Origin of the sequence: Bradyrhizobium sp. HKCCYLRH1034, assembly GCF_051168375.1 — a bacterium.
Classification (GTDB): domain Bacteria; phylum Pseudomonadota; class Alphaproteobacteria; order Rhizobiales; family Xanthobacteraceae; genus Bradyrhizobium.
In genome coordinates, this window is sequence record NZ_JBNPUW010000004.1 from 16,582 (window position 1) to 41,895 (window position 25,314).

At 63.8% G+C, this 25,314-nt stretch carries 19 protein-coding genes; 15 read left to right on the forward strand and 4 right to left on the reverse strand.

The genetic code is table 11. From position 1 onward, the window contains the following. The first annotated feature begins 21 nt into the window (after window positions 1-21). The gene (locus ACQR0W_RS10320) at window positions 22-1,215 is read left to right on the forward strand and encodes a sialate O-acetylesterase (RefSeq protein ID WP_316170345.1); all 1,194 of its coding nucleotides are present in this window, start codon (window positions 22-24) and stop codon (window positions 1,213-1,215) included. Window positions 1,216-1,231: 16 nt separating this feature from the next. Here the strand turns inward: ACQR0W_RS10320 and ACQR0W_RS10325 are convergent, their stop codons facing one another. Beyond that, window positions 1,232-2,719 (reverse strand): MDR family MFS transporter, encoded by a 1,488-nt coding sequence (locus tag ACQR0W_RS10325; protein WP_315749788.1) that lies wholly within the window; start codon window positions 2,717-2,719, stop codon window positions 1,232-1,234. A 137-nt stretch (window positions 2,720-2,856) separates the two neighbouring features. Between ACQR0W_RS10325 and ACQR0W_RS10330 the strand changes: the two genes are divergently transcribed. The 7 genes from ACQR0W_RS10330 to ACQR0W_RS10360 all read left to right on the forward strand — a co-directional run bounded on the left by ACQR0W_RS10330 (window position 2,857) and on the right by ACQR0W_RS10360 (window position 11,775). Continuing rightward, on the forward strand, window positions 2,857-3,105 hold the full coding sequence (locus ACQR0W_RS10330) for a hypothetical protein (protein WP_315749790.1): 249 nt from the start codon (window positions 2,857-2,859) through the stop codon (window positions 3,103-3,105). Between the two features lie 263 nt (window positions 3,106-3,368). Next, window positions 3,369-4,856, forward strand: coding sequence for an IMP dehydrogenase (gene guaB, locus ACQR0W_RS10335; protein ID WP_315827414.1), 1,488 nt, complete (start codon window positions 3,369-3,371; stop codon window positions 4,854-4,856). 152 nt (window positions 4,857-5,008) lie between these two features. Next, on the forward strand, window positions 5,009-6,031 hold the full coding sequence (locus ACQR0W_RS10340; RefSeq protein WP_315827415.1) for an NADP-dependent oxidoreductase: 1,023 nt from the start codon (window positions 5,009-5,011) through the stop codon (window positions 6,029-6,031). A 137-nt stretch (window positions 6,032-6,168) separates the two neighbouring features. Further along, entirely contained in the window at window positions 6,169-6,510 is a 342-nt protein-coding gene (locus ACQR0W_RS10345) for an MAPEG family protein (RefSeq protein WP_315827416.1), read from the forward strand. Between the two features lie 13 nt (window positions 6,511-6,523). Beyond that, window positions 6,524-7,825, forward strand: a complete 1,302-nt coding sequence (locus ACQR0W_RS10350; protein ID WP_315749796.1) for an RsmB/NOP family class I SAM-dependent RNA methyltransferase — start codon at window positions 6,524-6,526, stop codon at window positions 7,823-7,825. Window positions 7,826-8,227: 402 nt separating this feature from the next. Beyond that, window positions 8,228-9,832, forward strand: coding sequence for a glutamine-hydrolyzing GMP synthase (gene guaA, locus ACQR0W_RS10355; RefSeq protein WP_315827417.1), 1,605 nt, complete (start codon window positions 8,228-8,230; stop codon window positions 9,830-9,832). Window positions 9,833-9,981: 149 nt separating this feature from the next. After that, on the forward strand, window positions 9,982-11,775 hold the full coding sequence (locus tag ACQR0W_RS10360; protein ID WP_315827418.1) for a DUF262 domain-containing protein: 1,794 nt from the start codon (window positions 9,982-9,984) through the stop codon (window positions 11,773-11,775). Between the two features lie 198 nt (window positions 11,776-11,973). Here the strand turns inward: ACQR0W_RS10360 and ACQR0W_RS10365 are convergent, their stop codons facing one another. Continuing rightward, window positions 11,974-13,494: a hypothetical protein gene (locus ACQR0W_RS10365; RefSeq protein WP_315827419.1), complete on the reverse strand. Its 1,521-nt coding sequence runs from the start codon at window positions 13,492-13,494 to the stop codon at window positions 11,974-11,976. A gap of 1,371 nt (window positions 13,495-14,865) precedes the next feature. On the opposite strand from ACQR0W_RS10365, the gene ACQR0W_RS10370 reads away from it, so the two are divergent. After that, window positions 14,866-15,084 carry a rubredoxin gene (locus ACQR0W_RS10370; RefSeq protein WP_315827420.1) on the forward strand — a complete coding sequence of 73 codons (219 nt, stop codon included), beginning with the start codon at window positions 14,866-14,868 and terminating at the stop codon, window positions 15,082-15,084. 70 nt (window positions 15,085-15,154) lie between these two features. Beyond that, entirely contained in the window at window positions 15,155-15,799 is a 645-nt protein-coding gene (locus tag ACQR0W_RS10375; RefSeq protein ID WP_315827421.1) for an FMN-binding negative transcriptional regulator, read from the forward strand. 128 nt (window positions 15,800-15,927) lie between these two features. Here ACQR0W_RS10375 and ACQR0W_RS10380 read toward each other — a convergent pair whose 3' ends face one another. Further along, the gene (locus ACQR0W_RS10380) at window positions 15,928-17,463 is read right to left on the reverse strand and encodes a PLP-dependent aminotransferase family protein (protein ID WP_316170346.1); all 1,536 of its coding nucleotides are present in this window, start codon (window positions 17,461-17,463) and stop codon (window positions 15,928-15,930) included. Window positions 17,464-17,735: 272 nt separating this feature from the next. Next, complete coding sequence (locus ACQR0W_RS10385) at window positions 17,736-18,671, reverse strand: LysR family transcriptional regulator (protein WP_315749806.1); 936 nt, start codon at window positions 18,669-18,671, stop codon at window positions 17,736-17,738. Between the two features lie 136 nt (window positions 18,672-18,807). Between ACQR0W_RS10385 and ACQR0W_RS10390 the strand changes: the two genes are divergently transcribed. The 5 genes from ACQR0W_RS10390 to ACQR0W_RS10410 all read left to right on the forward strand — a co-directional run bounded on the left by ACQR0W_RS10390 (window position 18,808) and on the right by ACQR0W_RS10410 (window position 25,202). After that, on the forward strand, window positions 18,808-20,118 hold the full coding sequence (locus ACQR0W_RS10390) for a cation:dicarboxylate symporter family transporter (protein WP_316170347.1): 1,311 nt from the start codon (window positions 18,808-18,810) through the stop codon (window positions 20,116-20,118). A 5-nt stretch (window positions 20,119-20,123) separates the two neighbouring features. Further along, complete coding sequence (locus ACQR0W_RS10395; RefSeq protein ID WP_316170348.1) at window positions 20,124-21,155, forward strand: PdxA family dehydrogenase; 1,032 nt, start codon at window positions 20,124-20,126, stop codon at window positions 21,153-21,155. Beyond that, on the forward strand, window positions 21,145-22,602 hold the full coding sequence (locus ACQR0W_RS10400) for an MmgE/PrpD family protein (RefSeq protein ID WP_316170350.1): 1,458 nt from the start codon (window positions 21,145-21,147) through the stop codon (window positions 22,600-22,602). Before ACQR0W_RS10395 ends, ACQR0W_RS10400 begins: the two co-directional genes overlap by 11 nt. Window positions 22,603-22,619: 17 nt before the next feature. Further along, window positions 22,620-24,056 carry an MmgE/PrpD family protein gene (locus ACQR0W_RS10405; RefSeq protein WP_410051231.1) on the forward strand — a complete coding sequence of 479 codons (1,437 nt, stop codon included), beginning with the start codon at window positions 22,620-22,622 and terminating at the stop codon, window positions 24,054-24,056. Window positions 24,057-24,332: 276 nt separating this feature from the next. Next, entirely contained in the window at window positions 24,333-25,202 is an 870-nt protein-coding gene (locus ACQR0W_RS10410; protein ID WP_316170353.1) for a transporter substrate-binding domain-containing protein, read from the forward strand. The last annotated feature ends 112 nt before the right edge of the window (window positions 25,203-25,314 follow it).

Consider the following 25,314-nt stretch of genomic DNA (forward strand, 5'->3'; position numbering starts at 1 on the left):
GACGAAAGAAGTGATCCGAGCATGATGCGACGCGCAATCGTGGCCACGCTTGTCGCAGCGTGGTTGGCCGTCTCGTTGACCGCGACGGCAGGAGCTGCGGAGGTGCTGCCGGCCCGCGACGTCTGCCAGCCGACCACCTCGGCCAAATCGCGCGACGGCAATTGCGTTCCCTGCGCCGTCGGACCCATCTCGACCGCCCCTGGGTTCCTGGCACTGCTGGAGCAGGTGCGCACGCGGCGCGCCGCCTTTGCCGACATCGACCGTCGTATCGATGGCGCGAGCGGCGACCCGGAGGTGCAGAGCCTGCTGCAGGGACGCAACCTGGCCCGTGCACTGTACGGTTCTGACGCGGATTTCATCGCGGGCGGCAACGCCTCGCGCTGCCTCCTGCCGGACAACGAGGCTGTGCGTGCCAGGGCCACGTCGATTGCCTGCGACGCGATTCCGCGCGAGGGGCTGGTGGTGCTTCTGACCGCGGGCCAGTCGAACATCTCCAACACCGGCGCGCCCGATCAGAGTGGCCGGCTCTATCAGCCTCACAACCGGTTCTACAATTTCGACCGCTTCGACGGCCGCTGCTACGTGGCGCGCAATCCATTGCTGGGAACGCCGGGCGAGGGCGAGAACGTCGCCACCCGGTTGGGCGACGAATTGATCGATCGCGGGCTGGCGAAGACGGTCGTGATCGCACCCGTTGCGATCGGCGGGACTTATCTCGAGGAGTGGCGCGCCCGCGGCGGCAAGTATTTCGAGGTGCTGCTCGCAACCGTCGCCGGCCTGCGCGACGTAGGTCTCGAACCGAGCGCGGTGCTCTGGCATCAGGGCGAGTACAACGCCTTCGCGTTCTCCACCAATGGTGCGGAGGACGGCGCGTCCCTGCACGTCACTGCGAAAATGAAGGAAGCGGGACGACTGTCCTACTTGCGCAATTATCTTGAGATCGTTGCCGGCCTGCGGGCGGCCGACCTGACGGCGCCGATCTTCGTCGCCACGGCGACGCTCTGCGGCAGTGTTCCCGACGAGATCATCCGTTCAGCCCAGGCCGCCGTGCCGAACCCGGCACTCGGCGTTTATCCTGGCCCGGATACCGACCAGATCGGGCTCAAGCTGCGCCACGATGGCTGCCACATGAGCCATGCCGGCACCGAGTCGCACGCGCGGATGTGGGCCGATCGCCTGGCCGACTACTGGAAGTCCGGGGCGAGGCGTCCTTGAGCCGGAAGCGGGACGATCAGCCGAGCTTCTGATCCCGCGCATCATGCGTGGTCTCGCTCGCCGATTTCCTGGCGGCCTTCTCCGCGCCCTTCTCGGCGCCCTTGCGGCTCGCGATCGCGGCCACCTTGCGGCCTGAGATCTCGCTGCCGGCGTCATCCGGCATCTGCCAGAACAGGATCGACGACAGCGCCGACGTGATCGCGACGACGATGAAGGCGGGCGCGAAGGACGCCGCGGTGAGCTGGCTCGCGCCGTGCATCCACATCGTGGTCTCCACCGAGAACGCGCCGACCGCGACGCCGGCGGAGATCGCGAGCTGCTGGTTGACGCTGGTGAGCGTCGTGGCGCGGCTCATCTGCGCGGTCTCGACCTCGGCATAGGCGACGGTGTTGATCGCGGTGAACTGCAGCGAGCGGAAGAAGCCGCCGACCACGAGAATGATCAGGATCAGCAGCAGCGGGGTCGCCGGCGTGAACAGCGCGCAGGCGGCGAGGAAGACCGAACTGACGACGGCATTGACGGTCATCAGATGGCGGAAGCCGAAGGCGCGGATGAGGCGCGCGGCCAGTGCCTTCATGCCCATTGCGCCGGCGGAGGAGCCGAAGGTGACGAGGCCGGACTGGAACGGCGACAGCCCGAAGCCGAGCTGCATCAGCAGCGGCAGCAGGAAGGGCAGGGCGCCGATGCCCAGGCGAAACATGAAGCCGCCGACGATCGAGGCACGCAGGGTCGGCAGCCGCAGCAACGAGAAATCGAGCACAGGAGAGTTGGTGCGCCAGGAGTGGCGGACGTAGAGCGTCATCGAGATCGCGCCGATCGCAACGAGACTCGCGACCACCGGCCACGGCAGCAGGTTGAGACCGGCGACCGAGAGGCCGAAGGCGAGGCCGGCGAGGCCGATGCCGGCCAGCACCATGCCATAGAGATCGAACGGCTCGGGATTGTCGCTCTTGATCGGATCGATGAAGCGCAGCGCCATGATAATGCCGACGATGCCGATCGGGATGTTGATCAGGAAGATCCAGTGCCAGGAGAAATAGGTGGTGATGAAGCCGCCGACCGGCGGTCCGATCACCGGACCGATCAGCGCGGGGATGGTGACCCAGGCCATGGCGCCGACCAGCGCGCTCTTGTCGACCGAGCGCAGCAGCACGAGGCGCCCGACCGGCGTCATCATCGCCCCGCCCATGCCCTGCAGGATGCGCGCGAACACGAAGTTCTCGACGGAGTTGGCGAGCGCGCAGCCGATCGAGCCGATCATGAACACCGCGACCGCGCTCGAGAACACCCGTCGCGCGCCGAAGCGATCGGCGGTCCAGCCGCTCGCCGGGATGAACACGGCAAGCGACAGCAGATACGAGGTGATGGCGAGCTTGAGCGTCAGCGGGCTGGTGCCGATGTCCCTGGCGATCGCCGGCAGCGAGGTCGCGATGACCGTGGAGTCCATGTTCTCCATGAACAGGGCGGTGGCGACGATCAGCGGAATGACGCGTTGCTTGTTCATCGGAGGTCGGCAGCGGGAGGACGAGGGCGGGCGCCGGGGCTTTAACACCCTGCGACGAACGAGGCCATTGCGCTGCTGGCATGGCCCCCTAGATGCAGCGTGACGCTGCCGCGTCCCGTTTTGTTGGAGATGTGCCGATGATCTACCTGCTCGCCGCTTTGGTGCCGCCGCTGGGTCTGCTGCTCAACGGGCAGCCGTTCGCGGCGATCTTCAACCTGCTGCTGTGTCTGGTGTGCCTGGTCCTCGGCCTGTTCTTCCACGTGCTGCTGCTGGTGCCCTCGGCGCACGCGCTGATCGCCGTGCACATGCGGCGGGAGGACCGGCGGCACCGTGAGGTGGTCGAGGCCATCCGCCGCTACGGGCCACCGCCGGGCGCATGGCGCTAGAGGCGCAGAACTTCTGCTCCGGAATCGGGGTCTTCGCGACCTTTTGTTGCGCGTTTCGGACCTGATCAGGGCCGGTCTGGGCCGTTCTTCGCAATCGCGGGAGGACAGCGGATCGGCCCTTTGATTCGTCACAGGCCCATGCTATCGACCCGCGTCAACCCCACCGATGGGCACCGATTCGACGGCGAGGCATGGTCTCGACGGCGGCGTCGCTCATCCGTACCCGCATCGCGGCCGTTTTGGCCGCAGACAAGGAGTTGACGATGGCGACCGTCCAGACACTTCGCGAAGCCTTCACCTTCGACGACGTGCTCTTGAAGCCGGGCCTGTCCGATGTGCTGCCCTCCGAGGTCGACATCCGCTCGCGCGTGACGCGCGAGATCCCGCTCAACATTCCGATCATGGCCTCCGCCATGGATACCGTCACCGAGGCGCGCATGGCGATCGCCATGGCGCAGGCCGGCGGTATCGGCGTCATCCACCGCAATTTCGATCCCGAGGGCCAGGCCGCCCAGGTGCGCCAGGTCAAGAAGTTCGAGTCGGGCATGGTGGTGAACCCGCTGACCATCGCGCCGGACGCCACGCTCGCCGACGCGCTGGCGCTGATGAAGGACTACGGCTTCTCCGGCATCCCGGTGGTCACCGGCGGCGGCAAGGGCATCCCCGGCAAGCTGGTCGGCATCCTCACCAATCGCGACGTGCGCTTCGCCACCGATCCGCGCCAGAAGATCTCCGAGCTGATGACGCATGAGAACCTCGTCACCGTGCGCGAGGGCGTCGGCCAGGACGAGGCCAAGAAGATCCTGCACAAGCACCGCATCGAGAAGCTGCTGGTCGTCGACGACCAGTATCGCTGCGTCGGCCTGATCACCGTGAAGGACATGGAGAAGGCGGTCGCGCATCCCTTGGCCTGCAAGGACGGCCAGGGCCGGCTGCGTGTCGCCGCCGCGACCACCGTGGGCGAGGGCGGCTTCGAGCGCACCGAGAAGCTGATCGAGGCCGGCGTCGACCTCGTCGTGGTCGACACCGCGCACGGTCATTCCTCGCGCGTGCTCGAGGCGGTCAACCGCATCAAGCGCATCTCCAACGCGGTGCAGGTGATCGCCGGCAACATCGCCACCCGCGACGGCGCGCAGGCGCTGATCGATGCCGGCGCAGACGCGGTCAAGGTCGGCATCGGCCCGGGCTCGATCTGCACCACGCGCATCGTCGCCGGCGTCGGCGTGCCGCAGCTCACCGCGATCATGGATGCGGTCGAGGCCGCCAAGAAGGCCGACGTGCCGGTGATCGCCGATGGCGGCATCAAGTTCTCCGGCGACCTCGCCAAGGCGCTCGCCGCCGGTGCCGACGTCGCCATGGTCGGTTCGCTGCTCGCCGGCACCGACGAGACCCCGGGCGAAGTGTTCCTGTGGCAGGGCCGCTCCTACAAGGCCTATCGCGGCATGGGCTCGGTCGGCGCGATGGCGCGCGGCTCGGCCGACCGCTACTTCCAGCAGGACATCAAGGACACCTTGAAGCTCGTGCCGGAGGGCATTGAGGGCCAGGTGCCTTACAAGGGCCCGGTCGGCAACGTCATGCACCAGCTCGCCGGCGGCCTCCGTGCAGCCATGGGCTATGTCGGCGCCAAGGATCTCGGCGAATTTCACTCCAAGGCCGAGTTCGTCCGCATCACCGGCGCGGGCCTGCGCGAGAGCCACGTCCACGATGTGACGATCACGCGCGAAAGCCCGAACTATCCGGGCGGGGCGTAAGCCGCACGCCCGCTCGTTCCGTCATTGCGAGCGAAGCGAAGCAATCCAGGGCGGCGCGTGAAGCCCTGGATTGCTTCGTCGCTTCGCTCCTCGCAATGACGGTGCCCGTGGGGCTAGCATCGAACGTCACAACCAACAAAAGAGGAAACACCATGTCCCAAGCCAAGCGCATCGTTCTCGCCGCCCGTCCCGTCGGCGAGCCCAAGCCGACTGATTTCCGCCTCGAGGATTACGCCGTGCCGACGCCCGGCGCCGGCGAGGTGCTGCTGCGCACGATCTGGCTGTCGCTCGATCCCTACATGCGCGGGCGCATGAGCGACGGGCCGTCCTATGCCCAGCCGGTGCCGGTCGGCGGCGTCATGGAGGCGGGGACCGTCTGCGAAGTCGTGGCCTCCAACAATCCCGGCTTCAAGGCCGGCGACATCGTGCTGGCGCGCGCCGGCTGGCAGACGCACGCGATCTCCGACGGCAAGGGCCTCGCCAAGGTCGATCCGAAGCTGGCGCCGATCTCGACCGCCGTTGGCGTGCTCGGCATGCCCGGCATGACCGCCTACACCGGCCTGCTCGACATCGGCCAGCCCAAGGCCGGCGAAACGGTCGTGGTTGCCGCGGCCTCCGGCGCGGTCGGCTCGGCGGTCGGGCAGATCGCGAAGATCAAGGGCGCCCGCGCCATCGGCATCGCCGGCGGCAAGGACAAATGCGACTACGTGAAGTCCGAGTTCGGCTTCGACGACTGCCTCGACCACCGCGATCCCGATCTCGCCGCGAAGCTCAAGGAAGCCTGTCCCAAGGGCATCGACGTCTATTTCGAGAATGTCGGCGGCCCGGTGTTCGAGGCGGTGTTCCCGCTGTTCAACGCCTTCGCCCGCATGCCGGTCTGCGGCCTGATCGCGCATTACAACGACACCCAGTCGGTGGCGCCGAAATGGGCCGGCGCGCTGATGCGCAATGTGCTGACCAAGCGGCTGACCATCCGCGGCTTCATCGTCAGCGATTTCGCCTCCCGCCATGGCGACTTCCTCAAGGACATGTCGGCCTGGGTCCGCGACGGCAAGGTCAAGTACAAGGAGTACGTCACCGAGGGCCTGGAGAACGCGCCGTCTGCGTTCATGGGCCTGCTCAAGGGCGCCAATTTCGGCAAGCAGCTGGTGCGGGTCGGACCCGACAAGGCCTGAGCACACCTGATGTAATTCTTAAGCCTGTCTGGAAAAAAGCGGGAACCACGGGCGCTTATCGGGAGTCCTGAGGGAACCGGTTCATCCACGAGGGCCCGGCATCATGCCGGGCCTTCGACTTTCCAAGGGGGATTTCCATGTCGCTGACCATGGTACTGCTGCCCGTCTTCGTGCAGGTCGGGCTCACCTTCGCGCTGCTGTTCTGGAACAGGACACGGGCACAAACCGCTGACGTCGCCGACGAATTCGGCCTGCCGACGCTGTTCTACGCGCTGATCGCGATTGCGCTGCCGCTGCGGCATGCCGATCTGGTCATCGTGCTGCTGTCCTGGGTGTTCGTGGTGACCCGCTTCGTCAATGCCGGCCTCGTCAGCGGCGCCAAGGACAGCCGCCAGCGCGGCCTCGCCTGGACCGCCTCGGCGCTGGTGCTGCTGGCGATGTGGCTGTATTTCGCCCTCAAGATCCTTCTCCTGATCTAGAACTGGACCTCCTATGACCCCCGCCGCCCGGCTGTCCGCCGCCATCGACATCATCGAGACCATCGAGGCCCAGAGGGCGCCGGCGGCCAAGGCCTTGAAGGACTGGGGCACCAGCCACCGCTTCGCCGGCTCCGGCGACCGTGCCGCCATCGCCGGCCTGGTCTGGGACGTGCTCCGCCGCCGTGCCTCCAGCGCCTATGTCATGGAGGACGACACGGCGCGGGCGCGGGTGCTCGGCATGCTCAAGCTCGAGCGCGGCCTCGATGTGCCGACCATCGCGGCGATGTGCGACGGCAGCCGCTTCGCGCCGCCGCCCTTGACCGCGCAGGAGGAGACGGCGCTGGCCTCGCGCACGACCGAGGGCGCGCCGCCGCCGGTCGCCGGCGACTATCCCGACTGGCTCGACCCTTATCTCACTGCGGTGTTCGGCGACGACCGCGTCGCCGAGGCCATGGCGATGGCCAGCCGCGCGCCGCTCGACCTCCGCGTCAACACGCTCAAGGCCAAGCGCGAGAAGGTGCAGGCCTCGCTGAAGCATCTCGGTGCGGTGCCGACGCCGTGGTCGCCGATCGGCCTGCGCATCACGCTCGGTGCCGACGCCCGCAATCCCGGAATCCATGCCGAGGAGGATTTCATCAAGGGCGGCATCGAGGTCCAGGACGAGGGCTCGCAGCTCGCGGCGCTGTTCACGGCCGCCAAGCCCGGCGAGCAGGTCATCGACCTCTGCGCCGGCGCCGGCGGCAAGACGCTGGCCCTGGCGGCGATGATGGGCGGCAAGGGCCGGCTGATCGCCACCGACCACGACAAGCGCCAGCTCGCGCCCATCCACGAGCGGCTGTCGCGCGCCGGCGTGCACAACGCCGATGTGCGCAGCCCGAAGGGTGACGCCGATCCGCTCGCCGACATCAAGGCCTCGGCCGATCTCGTCGTCATCGACGCCCCCTGCACGGGCACCGGCACCTGGCGCCGCAACCCCGACGCCAAATGGCGCATGCGCCCCGGCGCGCTGGAGATCCGGCTGAAGGACCAGGCCGAGGTGCTCGACCGCGCCGCCTCCCTGGTCAAGCCCGGCGGCCGCATCGCCTACATCACCTGCTCGGTGCTGCAGCCCGAAAATGGCGACCAGGTCCGCGCCTTCGTGGATCGGCACCCGGCCTTCGCCATCCAGCCCCCAGACCAGACCGCCACCGTCCTCTGGGACAAGGCCGAGGCCTTCGCCGAGGCCGCGCTGAAGACGCCGGAGGGCTGGCTGATGACCCCGCGCCGGACGGGTACGGACGGGTTCTTCGTGTCGGTATTGAAGAAGCAGGCCTAAACTCCACCCACCGCCGTCATTGCGAGCGCAGCGAAGCAATCCAGGGTTGCGCGCGAGACTCTGGATTGCTTCGCTGCGCTCGCAATGACGGAGGAGGCAGCCGCGGCATCCTCCACCGTCGTCCTCTGCGAAAGCGGGGGACCCAGTAATCCACCCGCCGGTCGTGGCCGACCGAGACGCCGCGGCGTACTGGATACCCCGCCTTCGCGGGGCATGACGGCGTTGCCACAAGCACGCTGTCATTCCGGGACGCGCCCCTTGGCGCGGGCCCGGAATCCATACTCCCGGTCGTGGTTATGGATTCCGGGCTCGCGCTCCGCGCGCCCCGGAATGACGGGGAGGAAAGGGCGTCAACCCCGGCGAAGGGTTGCGGGACTCGTGCTCTCGGCGTAATTCCTTGCCATGACAGCCCAGCCCAACACCCCCGCCAGCGCCGCCACTGACACCTCCGTGGCCGCGCTCCACGACAAGATCCTGATCGTCGATTTCGGCAGCCAGGTCACGCAGCTGATCGCGCGCCGGGTGCGCGAGGACGGCGTGTATTGCGAGATCGTGCCGTTCCAGAAGGCGGAGGCCGCCTTCCGCGAGATGCAGCCCAAGGCGGTGATCCTCTCCGGCGGCCCCGAATCCGTCCACGAGGAAGGCTCGCCGCGCGCCCCGCAACTGATCTTCGAGAGCGGCGTGCCCGTGATGGGCATCTGCTACGGCCAGATGACGATGGCCGCCCAGCTCGGCGGCACCGTCGAGGGCGGCCACCACCGCGAGTTCGGCCGCGCCGACGTCGAGGTCAAGACATCGAGCCGCCTGTTCGACGGCGTCTGGCAGCCGGGCGAGCAGCACCAGGTGTGGATGAGCCATGGCGACCGCATCACGCAGATGCCGCCCGGCTTCTCCGTCGCCGGCGTCTCGCCGAACGCTCCTTTCGCCGTGATCCAGGACGAGCAGCGCAAATATTACGGCCTGATGTTCCACCCCGAGGTGGTGCACACGCCCGACGGCGCCAAGCTGATCCGCAACTTCGTCCGCAACATCGCCGGTCTCGGCGGCGACTGGACCATGCACGCCTTCCGCGCCGAGGAGATCAAGAAGATCCGCGCGCAGGTGGGGAAAGGCAAGGTGATCTGCGGCCTCTCCGGTGGCGTTGATTCCGCTGTCGCCGCGGTGCTGATCCACGAGGCGATCGGCGACCAGCTCACCTGCGTGTTCGTCGATCACGGCCTGCTCAGGCTCAACGAGGCCGAGACCGTCGTCGACCTGTTCCGGCACCACTACAACATCCCGCTGGTGCATGTGGACGCCTCAAAGCTCTTCCTCGGCGAGCTCGCGGGGGTCACCGACCCGGAAGCGAAGCGCAAGACGATCGGACGCCTCTTCATCGACGTGTTCGAGGCCGAGGCGAAGAAGATCGGCGGCGCCGATTTCCTGGCGCAGGGCACGCTCTATCCTGACGTGATCGAGAGCGTCTCCTTCACCGGCGGCCCGTCGGTGACGATCAAGTCGCACCACAATGTCGGCGGCCTCCCGGCGCGCATGAACATGAAGCTGGTCGAGCCGTTGCGCGAATTGTTCAAGGACGAGGTCCGCGTGCTCGGCCGCGAGCTCGGCCTTCCCGACGTGTTCGTCGGCCGCCACCCGTTCCCGGGCCCCGGCCTCGCCATCCGCTGCCCCGGCGAGATCACGGTCGACAAACTCGACATCCTGCGCAAGGCCGATGCCATCTACATCGACGAGATCCGCAAGGCCGGCCTCTACGACACCATCTGGCAGGCTTTTGCGGTGCTGCTCCCCGTCAAGACCGTCGGCGTCATGGGCGACGGCCGCACCTACGACTACGTCGTCGGCCTGCGCGCCGTCACCTCGACCGACGGCATGACCGCCGACTTCTATCCGTTCGATATGAAGTTTTTGGGCAACACGGCGACGCGCATCATCAATGAGGTGAAGGGCGTGAATAGGGTGGTGTACGACGTGACGAGCAAGCCGCCGGGGACGATTGAGTGGGAGTAGGGGTACAAGCGGCGGCTCGAGCGCAGTTTGGTTGCGGTTCGCTGTCGATTTTCTGGCACATATGCGGGTCTAATGTGCCCCGCATCTCTTTCCTTTCGACGGACAATCACGGGCATAAGCTGGCGTTCCTCTAGGAGAGCAGCGAGAAAATGGCGGCGCAACAGGAACTCATCGTTCGTGGCGAACAGGTCGAACGTGTTTTCATCAACTTCCAAGAAAATAGGTATGTCGTAAATCGACGGTATCAGCGCAAGCTCATTTGGACGATCGAGGAAAAGCAAAGCTTTATCGATTCCATTATCCAAGGCTTCCCGATTCCAATCATCTTGCTCGCCGAGCCCGTTGGGCGTCAGGACGGGACCCTTGAGATCATCGATGGGATGCAACGGATGAACGCTATTACATCGTTCATCTCTAACGAGTTCCCGGTTCATGGCAGCTATTTTGATCTGAATACGTTTGCGACGACCAAGGATCTACTTGACCGCAAAGTGATTGATCAGAAGACGCCGATCCTTGACCGAGATCGATGCCTCGCGATCGCGTCTTACCCGGTTCCGCTCTCGATCTATGAGGCCGCGCGCCGAGAATCGGTTGAGGAGGTCTTTCGCCGCATCAATTCGGGTGGCCGCCAGCTCTCTCGGCAGGAACTCCGTGCAGCGGGCGCAACAGGTGCGTTCGCGGAGTGTGTTCGGAAGATCTCATCGCGCGTGCGCGGCGATACGTCGAATTCCGATTTGCTTCTGCTGGGCGAGATGCGAAAAATCAGTATCACAAACAGGGAGTTGGACTACTACGGTATCGACGCCGACAGCGTATTTTGGGTCGCAAACGGAATTTTAACGAAGGATCAGCTTCGCCAAAGTCGTGACGAGGAAATGGTGGCCGACCTCCTTGCCTATATGGTCTCGGACGAACCTGTAGCTTCGCGCACGGAGCTTTTTGACGATTACTACGGCGCAACATTCCCGATGACCGAGAGTAGTAAGGGGCGGTTCGATCTAATAGATCAAGCGGTTAGAAAACGAGGGCCAGAGCTTGTCGACTTAGACTATCAGCGCGTGCAGGATGCCCTCGCGCTGCTCCTCGGTCAGGCGAAGACGACGTTCACCGGCCTAATTTTCCCGAATGGGAATGGCGGAAACCCCGTTCCCCGCTATTTTCAGGCGATATTCCTTGCGCTCCACGACTTGATCGTCAGAAAAACCATGGTGGTGTCGGATAGTGCGGGTCTAATCAAAAAGCTGACAGACTGCGGCAAGCACATCCAGATACAGGATGGGGGGAGATGGGGTGCAGACAATCGCAGCACGACGATTAATTCCGTTGTCGGCTGGATTCAAGAGTACTTTGAAGAAGATAAGAACCCAGATCCGGCGAAGGTGCACTGGGTAACTAAATTCCAGAATCTGCTCACCAACTCGCTCACCGAGCAAGCGGCTTACGATTTCAAGCAGGGCTTCTATACCCTCGACAAGTTCCCGCAATTTGATGAAGGTTCTTTCGACAAGATCATGGAGACCTGCGCTGCTATCGCCAACATCGGCAAAGGCCATAGGGGATACGTGCTTGTTGGCGTCGCGGAGAACGTTGCGACAGCAGCAAGAGTACAGGAAGTCTTCGGAAGTAAACCGCTATCTTTCGGAGGATTTCACGTGACGGGAGTCGATCACGAGGCGAAGTATGCTGGAAAGAACCTCGACCAGATGTTCCAAGATATCACGGATCGCGTCGGGCGCTCGGCTATCTCGGAGCCACTGAGGTCCTTCATAAACTCCCACCTCAAATGCGTTCAGTATTACGATAAGACCGTATTTGTCTTTGAAGTGTTCGGTCAGGACAGCCCTTCTCATTGGAACGGGAAATGGCCAGAACGGCAGGGTGCGCAAGTCAAAGAGGTTCCACCGGATCGTATGGGCGCTCTTTTCGACCGCTTTAAGTGACTGTGCAGGCAGGTTGGGGCAATTGACGTGTATGGCGGAATCGACACTCGGGTTTCGGATGGCGGTGACCAGTCACCTAAATCCCGAGTGAAATTCGTTAATGAGTATCTCTTCTAATGCTGGCAGAACGAAAGTCGGGTTGATTACGTCAAGGTCGGCGGACCGTTCTATAACGTACAACAGCCTGCCAAGTCCTCCTTATTTCGCCGATTGGGCTTCCGTGACTGGATATTCATTTCTGCGCATCTCGGTGATCTGAAGTCTGTCCTTGCGAAAGACGTCGAACTTTTCCTGCTTCGCTTTGGTTTCGGCGATAAGCTCATCCGTCCATTCATCGACCTCAACGGCGATGAGGTCTTCTGAACCGCCACGTTGACCCGTCTGGAGAGAACTGGCGTCGATTGCGATACCGACTGCTGTTTTAAGATTTCGGTGTTCCTGCAGGACGTTCATGCAATAGGCCTCAAGTTGATGGAGGCGGCCCAAACGATATTGCGCGTAGCCACCTTCGAGGCCGCCGGCTTTCTCCAGTTCAACCGGGTATGCGACGATCATGAGAATATACGCGAGCTTGTCGTCTGCACTCGCGTTGTTCGGCATCATCACGCGAGTAAAGCGGTCCTGCCGTAGCTGTTCGGCTTTCGTCAGGGCATCTAAAATGGCTTCGCCCAACACTCGGCGGCTGAACCTGTTTTCCAAAGCCATAAATCGTAGGCCACGTTCCGACAACTCGGGTGAGGGCATGTCGCCGAGGATGGACACGCTGGTTCCAGCGATGACGTTGCCGGAGAAAAGGCCGATAATTTTGTCCCAAACCTTTGATTTCTCGTCGGCGAGTGTCTTTGCGAAATAGCCGTCCGACCAGAGGTAGGCAGACCACTCTCCTTGAATGGTGGTAGAGAGGGCTTTCATATCCTTCTTCTTCCGCTTGGTCTCAAACTGTGGGTCGCCTGTCGCCATCCCAATGGCGAGATAACGGCCGAGCATTTCCTCCTCGCCGTGCGCGATGAGGAGCATACCTGAGCGGAGATACGTGGCTCTTTTATTCAGGTATTCGGTGAAATCTGAGACCGTGTCGAGGTGTTCAAGGATGCGTTTTATGGAGACGTCGTCGAAGACATGGATGAACATTCCGTCGGGGTTCACGTCTCCGATGCCGAAGGGCAAATAGCCCTCGGTGTTCGGGTCCATGTGTTGTGCACCCTTGAGCATGGGCATGATGAGGAACGAGCCGCTCTCGTCCTGGAGCTGTTCTTGAATGACTTTGTGGCAGCCGCTTGCAATGATGACACCATGGACGCGCCGTGTTTCAACGGGTGGCAGGGAAATGGGGAACTTCTGTGTGCAGGCGGAGTCGGTGAAAATCTTCTCTGGGAAGTCGGCGATAATACGAGCAGCGCCGTTGATCTGGTCAACGGAAGCTTGGACGGCGCGGCGGTAGAAGCGGGGCCAGGCGACCTTTACTTCCTTGCCCTCTGACCATTGAATGACCTTGTCGCTAAAGATGATGATATCGTCGCCGCAGACAGCAAGAAGGTCACAGAGCTCTTTGCCGTCGCCCTTGTCGCGCTGTTTCTTGTTGTAAAATAGGTTTGGGTACGACCAGAGATTCAGGAACGCCTTCTCGCCCAAGTCCGCGAGAATGCGCTCGGACGAGTTGAGGCCCCGGGCGCGGAAAATCCCTGCCTGTTGCGGGTGTGCGGTTGCGGTATCGGACATCGTCGCCACCGGGCCAAGATGACCGACACAACTACCACAGCATATTGATAAAGAAATACACTTGTTGTCCCGCGCGCGTAATTTCCACCCCTCAAATTTCGATAGGGTTACGGTGAACTTCGCCGTGCAATCGAGACCTCGTCCTTGCCTTGTGGTGCGCGCCTTCACCCGGGCAAAGGCGCCTCGGCTCCGAGGAGGGACAAGTCCGGCCATCACGACAGAGAGAAAGACGGGGACAATCACGGACACCTCGCCGTCGTCCAACGGACATCTGCCCGACGGGCGGTTGACGCATGCCCCACATGCGCCAACTGCCCGTCGTGCCAGTGTGTCGCGCACTTCTCCCTTGCCTCGTCGGGCAAATCACCTCCACATTCTCGCGCATCCCGGCTCGCTGAGAGGGACGTTTCGCGATCGTCACGAGCGTCGAGCGGGGGAGGCGACGGGCGCGTTGCTCTGCAGCCGGGTGTCAAAGCCCGTGCCGACGAACGGAGCGAGGCGACGGTGAAGTGGTGTGGTCCTGGCATCGCGGTGCTGATGCCAAGCCGGCGGTGATGATGATCCGCGGGCGACGGGGGCAAGACAGCCGATCCCCGGGGAGAGCGCCTATAAGCCGTCAAACCGTCGCGCAGGGAAGGCCGGATATTGGGCTGAACCTGTGGTTCTGCCGCGTGCTTTTTGCTGCACGCGGACCGCGGGTGTCAGCCGATACCCGGTCTTCCCTGCGCCTCTTCTTCGGACGAAGAGGTTCACTCAGGACACAACTCGGGCGTAGTCCGCCGCGAGACGGCTCAGCCATACCCGCTGTTTGAAACGTATACAACGCACCCGTGCCATGTCCTGATCAGGTCGACAGTCGCAGGGTGATCTGCGGTCTATCCAGCGGCGTCAAAGCACTGCGCCGCAGCGTCGCCAGGGCGCGGTCGCGCCACTGATCTTGTCTGCATTTGCGGGCGTTGCGGGATTGTCGATCAGTTGAGTTCGGGCCGGCCGTCGGGGCGACGTTTGAGCACTCCACCGAGAGCGGTCCGGCGAGGGGATCATGCAGGAAAGCTCCCGCTCGGCAAATCGACAATGGCGACGAGCAGCCCATCTTCGGGCGAAGCATCGAGTCTGCCGCCCGGGCGGGTACAATCTAGAGGGCTGTGATCAGTTCCTGATCGCGTGGCACCGCAGCCTGGAGGACTTTACCTGGCGCTCGTGGAGGCCGGTAGCTGCCGTGTTGGACCGGCCGGCCCGCACGGAGCTGGCGAGCCGTCCCATCAAGGACAATTCTGGTCCAGTGATAATGCCAAGAACTGGCACTGTTGAATGGGGCAGGCCTGGCCTAAATCGCTCGTGAACCGCCTCCTGACACAAGGGCAAGCCATCATGAGCAGGGACAGCGCTCACCCGAACTCCGAAGCGACCGCTGAGGCGCCCGTCTACAAGAGTTGGACATGCGTGCTCTGCGGACTCGTCTACAATGAACGCGACGGATGGCCCGACGACGGCATTCCACCCGGCACGCGTTGGCAGGACGTGTCCGAAGACTGGATCTGCCCCGACTGTGGTGCAGGCAAGAGCGACTTCGCGATGGTCGAGGTCTGAACAAATCCTCACAATGGCCGCGTGACCGTCAACGGTGACGTGGCATTCTCTTCCTGCCGAAGGAGTTGCAATGTACATTCCCTCGCACTTCGACGAAGCCCGTCCTGAGATGCTCTGCGATCTGATCGAAAAGAATCCGCTTGGCATTTTGATCACGCACGGCAGGGGCGGCTTGGACGCCAATCATATTCCGTTCGAGCTGAACAGAGCGCAGGGGCAGTGGGGAACGTTGCACTGCCACGTGGCGCGCGCGAACCCGGTGTGGCGGGATCTGGACGCTGGCGCTGAGGTGCTCGTGGTGTTCCGCGCGTCTGACGCTTATATCTCCCCTCAATGGTACCCGAGCAAGCAGGATTTCCACAAGCAGGTGCCGAGCTGGAACTATCTCGTCGCGCATGCGTACGGGCGCGTGACCATTCACGACGACGAACGTTACGTGCGCGGCAATGTCGCCCGTTTGACACGGAAGCATGAAGCGTCTCAACCGGTCCCTTGGAAGATGACTGACGGTCCGAAGGACTATATCGACACGATGCTCAAGGCGATCGTCGGGCTGGAGATCGCAATCACGAACCTGGTCGGAAAATCCAAGCTGAGCCAGAACAAGGAGGTGCGGGACATACGCTCCGCAGGCGAGGCCTTGAAAGAACGAGGCGAGCATGTCATCGGAGGCGCCATGCTGGCGGCCGCAGCCGTCAAGGCAAGCCAGGAGTAGAGACGCGGCAATCAGGCGATAAGAGCAACGCGCGAGCGATCCAGCCGTCGTATTTGTCAGTATTTGTCAGCGTCCCCATGCGGGGCGAGGAGACGTCCGGCGCGCCGGTGTGAGCATGAGCGACTGTCTCACGATCTGACCGCCTTCAGCGGCGCGGGCTTGGATGGGCGAGCCGTCCCCTTGGCTGCGATGAATGCATCGAGGACGCCTCTGAGGCGGACGACGGCGGACTGTAGCTCCGCAATCGAAAAGCCGCCGAACCCGAGCATGAGTCCGCCACGAGGCGGGGTCGCATGGTACATGGGCGAGATCGGTCGCACCACCAGCCCCGCTTTGTGCGCCTGCTCCGCAAGCGTGACGTCGTCGAGGCCGGGCGGAAGCCAAAGTAACAGGTGCATGCCCTGATCGCTCGGCTGCAGCGTTGCCCAGGACGGTAGGTCCTTGACAAGGGCGGAGATCAGGGCGGCGCGTCGTTCTGCGTAAGCGCCGCGAATGCGCCGGATGTGGGCTTCGAAATGGCCTTCGCGCATGTACTGCGCGAGGACGTGCTGGTCGACCGCCGGCGAATGGCGATCGATGAGGGCGCGCGCGCCAGCGAACGCGTCGACCAGGGGAGGGGGAACGATCGCATATCCGATCCTCATCGAGGAGAACAGGACCTTACTCATCGTCCCAAGGTACACGACGCGCGCGGGATCAAGTCCCTGCAACGATGGAAATGGATGTCCGGCGTAGCGAAGTTCGCTGTCGTAGTCGTCTTCGACAATCCAGGCATTGTTCTGCCGCGCCCACGACAGCAACGCGGTGCGTCTCGCCATGCTCATGGGCATGCCCAACGGATACTGATGCGAAGGTGTGACGAAAGCGACCCGGGCGTTCGGGCACTGGACGAGACCGTCTTGGACGTCGATGCCCTGATCATCCACGGGAATCCGGAAAGTCCGGACATTGAAGTTTTCGAGCACGGCGATGATGCCGGGGTAGGCCGGGTCTTCGGCCCACACGGCATCGCCGTCAGAGAGAAGAACGGTCGCCGATATGAAAAGCCCCTGTTGCGTGCCCGCCGTAACGATGACCTGATCGGGCTCGCATTTCACGCCCCGAGCCTTCCGTGCATATTCGGCAATTGCGATCCGCAAATCGGGTACTCCTTTCGGATCAATGTAGCCCGACGGGGCGGCTGCCCGCAGAGCCCGGACACGATTGCCAAGCCGTCGCCATTGGTCGCCGGGGGCAACTGCACCCGCGGGATGAGCGATCGCAAACGGCACCGGGTCTTGAGGCCGGAGAGACCGCGCGACCTCAGCCAGACGGGCGACTTTCTCCGGCAACAGAGGACTGGGGTCTGCGCGTTCGATCAACGCCGGAGCGCGGGTCATCAAATCGGTGTCGGCATTGACGTTCGCGACGATCGTGCTGCCTCTGGCCCGGGCCTCGAGGTAGCCTTCTGCATGGAGCTGATGAAACGCCTCGATGACGGTTCCTCTCGCGAGCTGCAATGAATTGGCAAGGGCGCGAGTGGATGGCAGTCGCTCGCCAGGCTTCAGGATCCCCTTCGATATCGCCTCGCGAAGCGCTTGAGTCAGTTGGTATCCAACGCGGCCGGCAGTCCGGTCGAGCGAGCCCAGCGAGGGAATTGCGATGATGGTTCGGCGTCGTGCCATCGGTTCTCTGGTCCAACTGTTCTCCCGAATCTTGGACCAAACAATAGATCAGTTCCAGACGCCGGTGTCGGATTCGCTCCAATTGCGAGGGTTTGCGAAGGTTTGAACTGAGAAAGAACCCGATCAGGGTATCGGGCTACGAATTCGCATACCGGAACCTGCCGCTGGTAGCGGGTCGAAGAGGCGCTGGACATGCGGAGATGGAGCGCGACGCCGAAGCCCTGCGTGGGCTGACCAGCAACGCTGGCTATGCCGCCATCTTCGCCAATTGGCTAAGTCGCTGCCAGCTTCCTTGCCGTGCTCCAAAGACTCTCAGCGGCATGGATCATCCGCGCCCGCGCGCGGATGAGGCATATGCTGATCTTGATGTCCCAGTCCTTGGGGCCGGCTCTCACCAATCGGCCGCTCTGGAGATCGAGCTCGACCAGGCTGCGTGGAGCCCAGGTGATCCCGCGGCCTTCTCGGGCCATGTTGATGAGCAGCATCACCGGTGCTGAGAAGCTGGGGAGCAGCATGGCGCTCGGCTGCTTCGTCGCGAGGAAGGCGGTCACGATGCGGCCCACGCCTGAACCCGGATGATAGGCAAGATAGGGCAGCGGTTTGTCCGCAGAGCCAGGCAGCGCAAACCGCGGCATCGATTGTCGGCGGCGACCGCTGCGCGTGACGGCCTTGTAACCGGTCGCGCTGATCGGGACCAGGACGTCGTCGGCGAGATCGATGCGCTGAAAGCGATCGTTATTTAGACGGCTGGCGAGCGACGGATGGTAATGCGCCAGCATGAAATGCGCATGGGCCTCGAGCAGGAGCTTCTCACACCCGGCGAAGTTCGACGCCACGAGCTGAACGGCGGATCCGGATCGCGCGCGGTCGACCCGGCGGATCCAGTCCGGAAAGAACGTCTGCGACAGTGCGTGGGTGGCGACGAATTGAACCGTCTCGGCCTTGAGGCGCGCCGCTTCCAGGGCCTCCTCGCGGCCGTTTGACAGCCTGCGAATGACGTCCTCCGCCACCGGACGAAAACTCTCCCCCGCCGGCGTCAGCTTCACGACATGCGTGCTGCGCTCGAACAGAGGCGCTCCAAGCCACGCTTCCAGCGACTTGATCCGCCGGCTCAAGGCCGGCTGCGTCACGTGCCGGCGCAGCGCTGCGCGGGAGAAGCCGCCGTCCTCCGCAATGGCGAGGAAATCCTCGATCCAGCTCAGGTCCATGATGCCAGCTCGTTATTGAATTATTCCAATACGGCATTAGCACCGCGGCACCGGCTGGTCCAATGTCAGGCCAAAGATAAGGGCCGCGGAGACGCTGTTTGCAGCGCCAAAGAGCACGAGGCGGGAGGACACGGAATTGACGATCACAACGACTCCTTTGTCCGAGGCGCTCCCGACGCAGGCTGCTGCGCCCCGTGCCGGCTCGCTTTGGCGGGAGCCTTATGTCCTGATCGTGGCGGGCGCCGTGCTCGGCGCACTCGTCGGCGCGCTGTTTCCGGCTGCAGCACTCGAATTCAAGCCGCTCACCGACGGCTTCATCTCGCTCATCAAGGTCACGATTGCGCCGCTGGTGTTCCTGGTCGTGGTGACCGGCATCGCGCAGGTCGGCGACATGAAGGCGGTCGGGCGCATCGGACTCAAGGCCTTCCTGTATTTCGAAATCGTCACGACGCTCTGCCTGCTGTTCAGCTTCATCGTGGTGCGATGGGTCCAGCCCGGCGCGGGTGTGGCGCACGCCACCCCGCAACAGGCCGAAGCCGTGGCCCGCTATGCGCAGACCCATGTCGGCTCGTTGTCGGCCTATATCCAGCACATGATCCCCGAAAGCTTCTTCGGCGCCTTTGCCAGCGGCGACGTGCTTCAGGTTCTCGTGCTCGCGCTGCTGTGCGGTATTGGCCTCCTGATGCTCGGCGAAAAGGCGCTGCCGTTGCGCTCGGGCATGGAGCGGTTGACCGAGCTCGTGTTCAGCGTGGTCCATGTCGTCGTCATGCTGGCGCCGATCGGGGCCTTCGGCGCCATGGCGTTCACGGTCGGCAAATTCGGCGCCGCCACATTGTACGCCCTCGCGCTCCTGGTCGGGACGGCCTGGGCGATGATGGCGTTCTTCATCTTCGTCGTCCTGGGAACGATCTGCCGTCTGGTCGGCATCCGGCTGATGGACCTGCTCCGGCTGTTGCGCCCTGAGCTTCTCGTCGTGCTCGGAACGTCGTCGTCGGAGACGGCGATTCCCGGAATGATGGAGAAGCTGCCAAGGGCGGGGGTGGGACGCGCCGTGACCGGTCTCGTCATTCCGTCCGGCTACTCCTTCAATCTCGACGGCGTGGCGCTGACATTGCCGCTGAGCACGATCTTCGTGGCGCAGGTCTACGGCATCGAGCTGAGCACGGCGCAGCAGTTGAGCCTGTTTGTCGTGATGCTGTTCACCAGCAAGGGCGCAGCCGGTGTCACGGGCGGAGCGTTCGCCGCGTTGGCGGCGACTGTCGTCGCGGCCGGGCTGCCTGTCGAAGGCCTCGCGCTATTGCTCGGAATCGACCGCTTCATGTCACTGGCGCGCGCCATCACCAACACCATCGGCAACGCAGTGGCCGCGATCGTGGTGGCGAAATGGGATGGTGAATTCGACCGCGACGATTGGGGGCGGGTCGTCCAGATGAAAGCAGCAAAGTAGGATCCATGGTTCTCAGTGAAGACTTGCCGATCGTGGCGCTGGTTCCCGGTGATTGCACCGGTATCGGTCCTGAGCAGACGGCGCGAATTCTCTCCGATCACCGCCTGGCCGATGCGGCGCGCGTCGTCGTGGTGGGCGATGCCCGCGTGCTGGAGATGGGAATGGCGCATGCCGGCGTGAGCTTCGATATCGAGCGGATCGGCTCACCCAGCGAGGCTTCCTGGGTTTCCGGCAAGATCCAGCTGATCGATCTCGGCAACACCGACCCGTCGAGGCACCCGATCGGAAAGGCCAGCGCCGAGTCCGGGCGGCTCACCGGAGAGACGCTGTCGCGGGCGATCGATCTTGCCAAAGACGGCGCGATCGATGCCATCACCTTCGCGCCCTTGAACAAGCGCGCGATGTTCGACGGCGGCTGGAGGTACCCGGACGAGCACAAGATGTTCGCGGACCTGCTCGGGCACCGTACGTATTTTTCTGAAATGAACGTGTTGGATGGACAATGGATGTCGCGCGTCACCGGGCACCAGTCCCTGCGCGAGGCGCTGAACGACATCAGCCCGCCGCGGATCACCGATGCGGTGGTCCTCGTCGACAGGATGATGCGGAGATCCGGAGTCGCCGCGCCGCGGATCGCCGTGGCCGCACTGAATCCGCATGCCGGCGAGGGCGGCTTGTTCGGTCGCGACGAGATCGAGATGATCAAGCCGACGGTGGAGGCGATTGCGAAACAGGGCATTGTCTGCAGCGGTCCGTATCCGGCGGATACGGTTTACATTCGCGCCTTTGCCGGCGAGTTCGACAGCGTCGTCGCGATGTATCATGACCAGGGGCAGATCGCGACGAAGCTGCGCGGCTTCAATCGCGGAGTGACCGTCACGGCCGGCCTCGAGACCGTCTTCACCACGCCCTCGCACGGCACGGCGTTCGACATCGTCGGCAAGGGCGTCGCAGACACCGGCGCGCTCGAAAGCGCGGTCCGGCTCGCCGCGCAATTGGCCTCGTTCAAAGCCCGGGAGATGTCACATGCACACTGATCGCAGGACCCTGCTTCAGGCCGCCGCCGCTCTTCCCTTGTCCGCGGTCGGCGCGACTACGGCATTTGCACAGGCTCAGGCACCGGCGGCGCCCGCCGCGGCGCCGCCCAAGGAGGTCACGCGTACGCTTGCGCGGTACATCGTCTCGGCGGGATATGATGTTCTGCCGGTCAAGGTCCGCAAGGAAGGCGTGAGGACGCTGCTGAACTGGGTCGGCGTCGCGATCGGCGGGTCGCGACACGAAACGGTCGATATCGCGGTCGCGGCGTTGGCGCCGTTCTCCGGCCCGCAGCAGGCGTCGCTGTTCGGCCGGCGCGAGCGGTTCGACATCATGAACGCCGCCTTCATCAACGGCGTGTCCAGCCACATCTTCGATTTCGACGACACCCATCTGAAGACGATCATCCATCCGGCCGGCCCGGTGGTTTCGGCGACCATTGCGCTCTCGGAAATGCAGCCGGTCTCCGGAAAGGAGTTCTTGAATGCGCTCGTCCTCGGTGTCGAGACCGAGTGCAGGATCGGCAACGCCGTCTATCCGAACCACTACGATGTCGGCTGGCACATCACCGGGACTGCCGGGGTGTTCGGTGCGGCTGCGGCTGCCGGCAAGCTGTTGAAGCTCAACGAGCAGCAGATGACCTGGGCGCTGGGCCTCGCCGCGTCGCAGCCGGTCGGCCTGCGCGAATCGTTCGGGTCCATGAACAAGAGCTTCAACCCCGGCCGTGCGGCGTCAAACGGCATATTTGCCGCCCTTCTGGCGTCGAAGAATTTCACGTCGTCGGACGGGATGATCGAGGCGAAGCGCGGCTGGGCCAACACGATCAGCACGAAGCAGGACTATGGCGAGATCGTCGGCGATCTCGGCAAGCGTTACGAAGCCGCCCTCAACACCTACAAGCCGTTCGCCTGCGGCATCGTTCTGCATCCGGCGATCGACGCTGCGATTCAGCTGCGTAACGAGAACAGGCTGACGGCCGACCAGATCGACCATGTCGATCTCAAGGTCAACCCGCTCGTGCTCGAGCTGACCGGCAAGAAGACGCCGCAGCAGGGGCTCGAGGGCAAGTTCAGCATCTATCACGCGGTGGCCGTGGCGATCGTGGAAGGCGCGGGCGGAGAGAAGCAGTTCAGCGATCGCGCGGTAACCGATCCGACGGTGCTGTCGCTGCGTAGCAAGGTCATTCCGGTCATCACGCCCGAGATCAAGCCGGAGCAGGTCGAGATGACGATCATGCTGAAGGATGGGCGGAAGCTCAGCCGCCGCATCGAGCACGCCGTCGGCAGCGTGGAAGTGCCGATGACCGACCAGCAGCTCGAGGCGAAGTTCGTGGACCTCGCCGACGGCATCGTTCCGGCGGCGTCGATCCGGCGGATCATGGACGCCTGCTGGAATGTCGAGAGTGTGTCGAATGCTGCCGACATCGCGAAGATGTCGGCGTCGGCCTGACGATGGCGAGGAGGGCCATGTCGTCGCGCCGCCGTCTGCTGCAATCGGCGGGGGCGTTTGCTGCAATCTCGGCGATGCCGATCCGTTTCTCCGGGGCCGCCGGCCCGGGCGTGACCGAGCGCCTGGCGCGCTACATGGTTGCGGCGCGTGACCAGGAGCTGCCGGAGCAGGTGATGCTCGCATGCAAGCACCGCATTCTCGACACGCTCGGTGCGATCGTCTCCGGTGCGCGTATGCATCCGGGCGAGATGGCGCTGAGATACGTGCGCAGCCTCGGCGGCGAGCCGCAGGCGTCCGTCGTCGGCTCCGACGTCCGGACGACGGCCGTCAACGCGGCGATGGCCAACGCCATGTGCGCTCACGCCGACGAGACCGACGATTTCGAACCGGTCACCAAGGCGCATCCGGGGTGCGCGGTCATCCCCGCCGCGCTCGCTATGGCTGAACGGGAGCATCGCAATGGGCGCGACGTGATCCGCGCCGTTGTGCTCGGCTATGACCTGACCTGCCGCCTTCTGATGGCGCTCGGGCCGGACCTGGTGCGCGGCTCGCATCGCAGTGCCGAGGGCACGTCGTCGACATTCGGTGCGCTCGGCGCTGCGGCCTCGCTGGCGCGGCTCGATGAGAGGGGCATGCGTCACGCCATTTCCTATTCGGCGCAGCAGGTCTCGGGGCTGTGGAGCTGGGTCAAGGACACGGACCACATCGAGAAGGCATTCGATTTCGCCGGAATGGGCGCGCGCAACGGTGTCATGGCGGTCGACATGGTGATGGCCGGGCTCACCGGCGTCGATGACGTGCTCGATGGCACCCACAACCTGTTCATCGCGCTGTCGAGCGATCCGAAGCCGGAGGAGATGGTCAGGGATCTCGGCAGCCGCTTCTACGTCACGGAGACGGCCATCAAGACCTTTTCGGTCGGCTATCCGATCCAGTCGCCGCTGGATGCGCTGCTCACGCTGCGCCGACAGCAAGGGCTCACTCCAGACAACGTCCGCAGCATCCTGGTCAAGCTTCCGACCGACGCGATGGGCATCGTCGGCGACAGCGCCATGCCCGACGTGAACTGTCAGCATCTCGTCGCACTCGCCTTGGTCAAGGGGGCCGTCTCATTCGCCGACAGCCATGATGTCGCGCTGATGCGCGACCCGATGATCCTCGAGCAGCGTGGGAAGGTGACGCTTGTAGGCGACAAGAGTCTGATGGATCCGGTCGCGCCACGCGGTGCGATCGTCGAGGTGACTCTGGTCGATGGCCGCAAGGTCGATCATTTCACCAGACACCCGCCGGGCACCAAGGAGAATCCGCTGGGCACGGAGGCCGTCAACGCCAAAGCCACGGATCTCATGGCGCCCGAGCTGGGGAGTGAAAAGACGGAGAGGCTGATCGACATGGTCGGGCGGCTCGAAGAAATCGACGACATCGGCCAGTTGCGCGCACTATTCGCTGCGTGATCGGCTGTCATGGCGATGAGAGGCGAGGGAACGTCATCGTCTGATCCGTTCCCTTGGCGGCGAGGCGAGCAGCGCCGGCTCGGTCCTCTCCGGTGCATTCTGCGGATTGACGAAAAAAGAAGACGAAGCGGGAGGGACGAGACATGAAGCAGAGGCGGATGCAGCGGCGGAGAAGGCGACCGTGATCGGATTCGACTTCGCGTTCCCGTCGGTCGGACACGTCGAGAAAGACGGCGCCGGCTATCGGCTGATCCCATCATCGTGGAATCCGACGCTATGAAAGACCGGCATTTTATCAGCACGGCGGTACCGATGTCGGATCGCGCCAGACCACGCATGAAATCGACCGGTCTGCTCGCATCGCTTTGCTTTGCCATCGCAAGTCTTTGCTTGGGCCTCTCGGCCATGATGGCGGGAGCAGCTGCGCAGGATGCGCGCGAGATCGCTCCGACCGGCGTGCTGCGCGTCGCTGTTGCGGTCGGGCCGGCCGCCTCCGCGTTCTGGACGACACGCGATCCGGCGACAGGCAAGCCTGTCGGCGTGACAGTCGAACTGGCCAAGGCGGCCGCGGGCAAGCTCAATGTGCCGCTTGAGCTCGTCGAATATCAGAGCTCGGACGAAATCGCGGCCGCCGGCAGCAAAGGGGCGTGGGATCTGTCCTTCATGCCGGCGGATCGCAAGCGGGAGCAGTTCGTCGATCAAGGACCTGCCTATGTCGCCTACATGAGCGGGTATCTCATTCGCGCGAACTCGGACATCACGGCCGTCGCCGATATCGACCGTCCGGGAATCCGGGTCGGCTGCATCGAAGGCACCTCGACGTCCAGAACGGTCGAGGCGAGCATGAAAAGTGCCAGCGTGACGAAATTCATCAAGCCTGAAGAGGCCGCTGAGCTGATCGGCCAGGGTCGGCTCGACGCCCTCGCCATGGGCATGGAAGCCTTGGAGGAGCTGTCGCGGCGCCTGTCGGGCAGCCGGGTCTTGAACGAGGTCATCCAATCAACGGGCGTCGTCGTGGTCGTCCCGAAGGGCAAAGTGACGGCGCGGGAGTGGGCGGCCCGATTTCTTGCAGATGCCAAGGCGAATGGCACGGTGCGCCGAGTGCTCGATCAAAGTGGATTTGTCACCGCCAAGGTCGCCCCGTGATGCCGTGGTGAACTCCGGCCAAGCCATATCTTTGGCTTATGAGCGCCAACGCCAAATCGTATTTTGGCTGTGCTGGAATTCCGTCTATCTCCAATCGGCGGGCGATGAGGCT

Excerpts from the sequence above, each read along its gene's own strand:
- ACQR0W_RS10370 (WP_315827420.1), top strand. The coding sequence starts at position 14,866 with ATGAGCAGGGACAGCGCTCACCCGAACTCCGAAGCGACCGCTGAGGCG.
- ACQR0W_RS10410 (WP_316170353.1), top strand. The coding sequence starts at position 24,333 with ATGAAAGACCGGCATTTTATCAGCACGGCGGTACCGATGTCGGATCGC.
- ACQR0W_RS10405 (WP_410051231.1), top strand. The coding sequence starts at position 22,620 with ATGTCGTCGCGCCGCCGTCTGCTGCAATCGGCGGGGGCGTTTGCTGCA.
- ACQR0W_RS10375 (WP_315827421.1), top strand. The coding sequence starts at position 15,155 with ATGTACATTCCCTCGCACTTCGACGAAGCCCGTCCTGAGATGCTCTGC.
- ACQR0W_RS10325 (WP_315749788.1), bottom strand. The coding sequence starts at position 2,719 with ATGAACAAGCAACGCGTCATTCCGCTGATCGTCGCCACCGCCCTGTTC.
- ACQR0W_RS10380 (WP_316170346.1), bottom strand. The coding sequence starts at position 17,463 with ATGGCACGACGCCGAACCATCATCGCAATTCCCTCGCTGGGCTCGCTC.
- ACQR0W_RS10365 (WP_315827419.1), bottom strand. The coding sequence starts at position 13,494 with ATGTCCGATACCGCAACCGCACACCCGCAACAGGCAGGGATTTTCCGC.
- guaB (WP_315827414.1), top strand. The coding sequence starts at position 3,369 with ATGGCGACCGTCCAGACACTTCGCGAAGCCTTCACCTTCGACGACGTG.
- ACQR0W_RS10340 (WP_315827415.1), top strand. The coding sequence starts at position 5,009 with ATGTCCCAAGCCAAGCGCATCGTTCTCGCCGCCCGTCCCGTCGGCGAG.
- ACQR0W_RS10400 (WP_316170350.1), top strand. The coding sequence starts at position 21,145 with ATGCACACTGATCGCAGGACCCTGCTTCAGGCCGCCGCCGCTCTTCCC.
- ACQR0W_RS10330 (WP_315749790.1), top strand. The coding sequence starts at position 2,857 with ATGATCTACCTGCTCGCCGCTTTGGTGCCGCCGCTGGGTCTGCTGCTC.
- ACQR0W_RS10360 (WP_315827418.1), top strand. The coding sequence starts at position 9,982 with ATGGCGGCGCAACAGGAACTCATCGTTCGTGGCGAACAGGTCGAACGT.
- ACQR0W_RS10350 (WP_315749796.1), top strand. The coding sequence starts at position 6,524 with ATGACCCCCGCCGCCCGGCTGTCCGCCGCCATCGACATCATCGAGACC.
- guaA (WP_315827417.1), top strand. The coding sequence starts at position 8,228 with ATGACAGCCCAGCCCAACACCCCCGCCAGCGCCGCCACTGACACCTCC.
- ACQR0W_RS10345 (WP_315827416.1), top strand. The coding sequence starts at position 6,169 with ATGTCGCTGACCATGGTACTGCTGCCCGTCTTCGTGCAGGTCGGGCTC.
- ACQR0W_RS10320 (WP_316170345.1), top strand. The coding sequence starts at position 22 with ATGATGCGACGCGCAATCGTGGCCACGCTTGTCGCAGCGTGGTTGGCC.
- ACQR0W_RS10385 (WP_315749806.1), bottom strand. The coding sequence starts at position 18,671 with ATGGACCTGAGCTGGATCGAGGATTTCCTCGCCATTGCGGAGGACGGC.
- ACQR0W_RS10395 (WP_316170348.1), top strand. The coding sequence starts at position 20,124 with ATGGTTCTCAGTGAAGACTTGCCGATCGTGGCGCTGGTTCCCGGTGAT.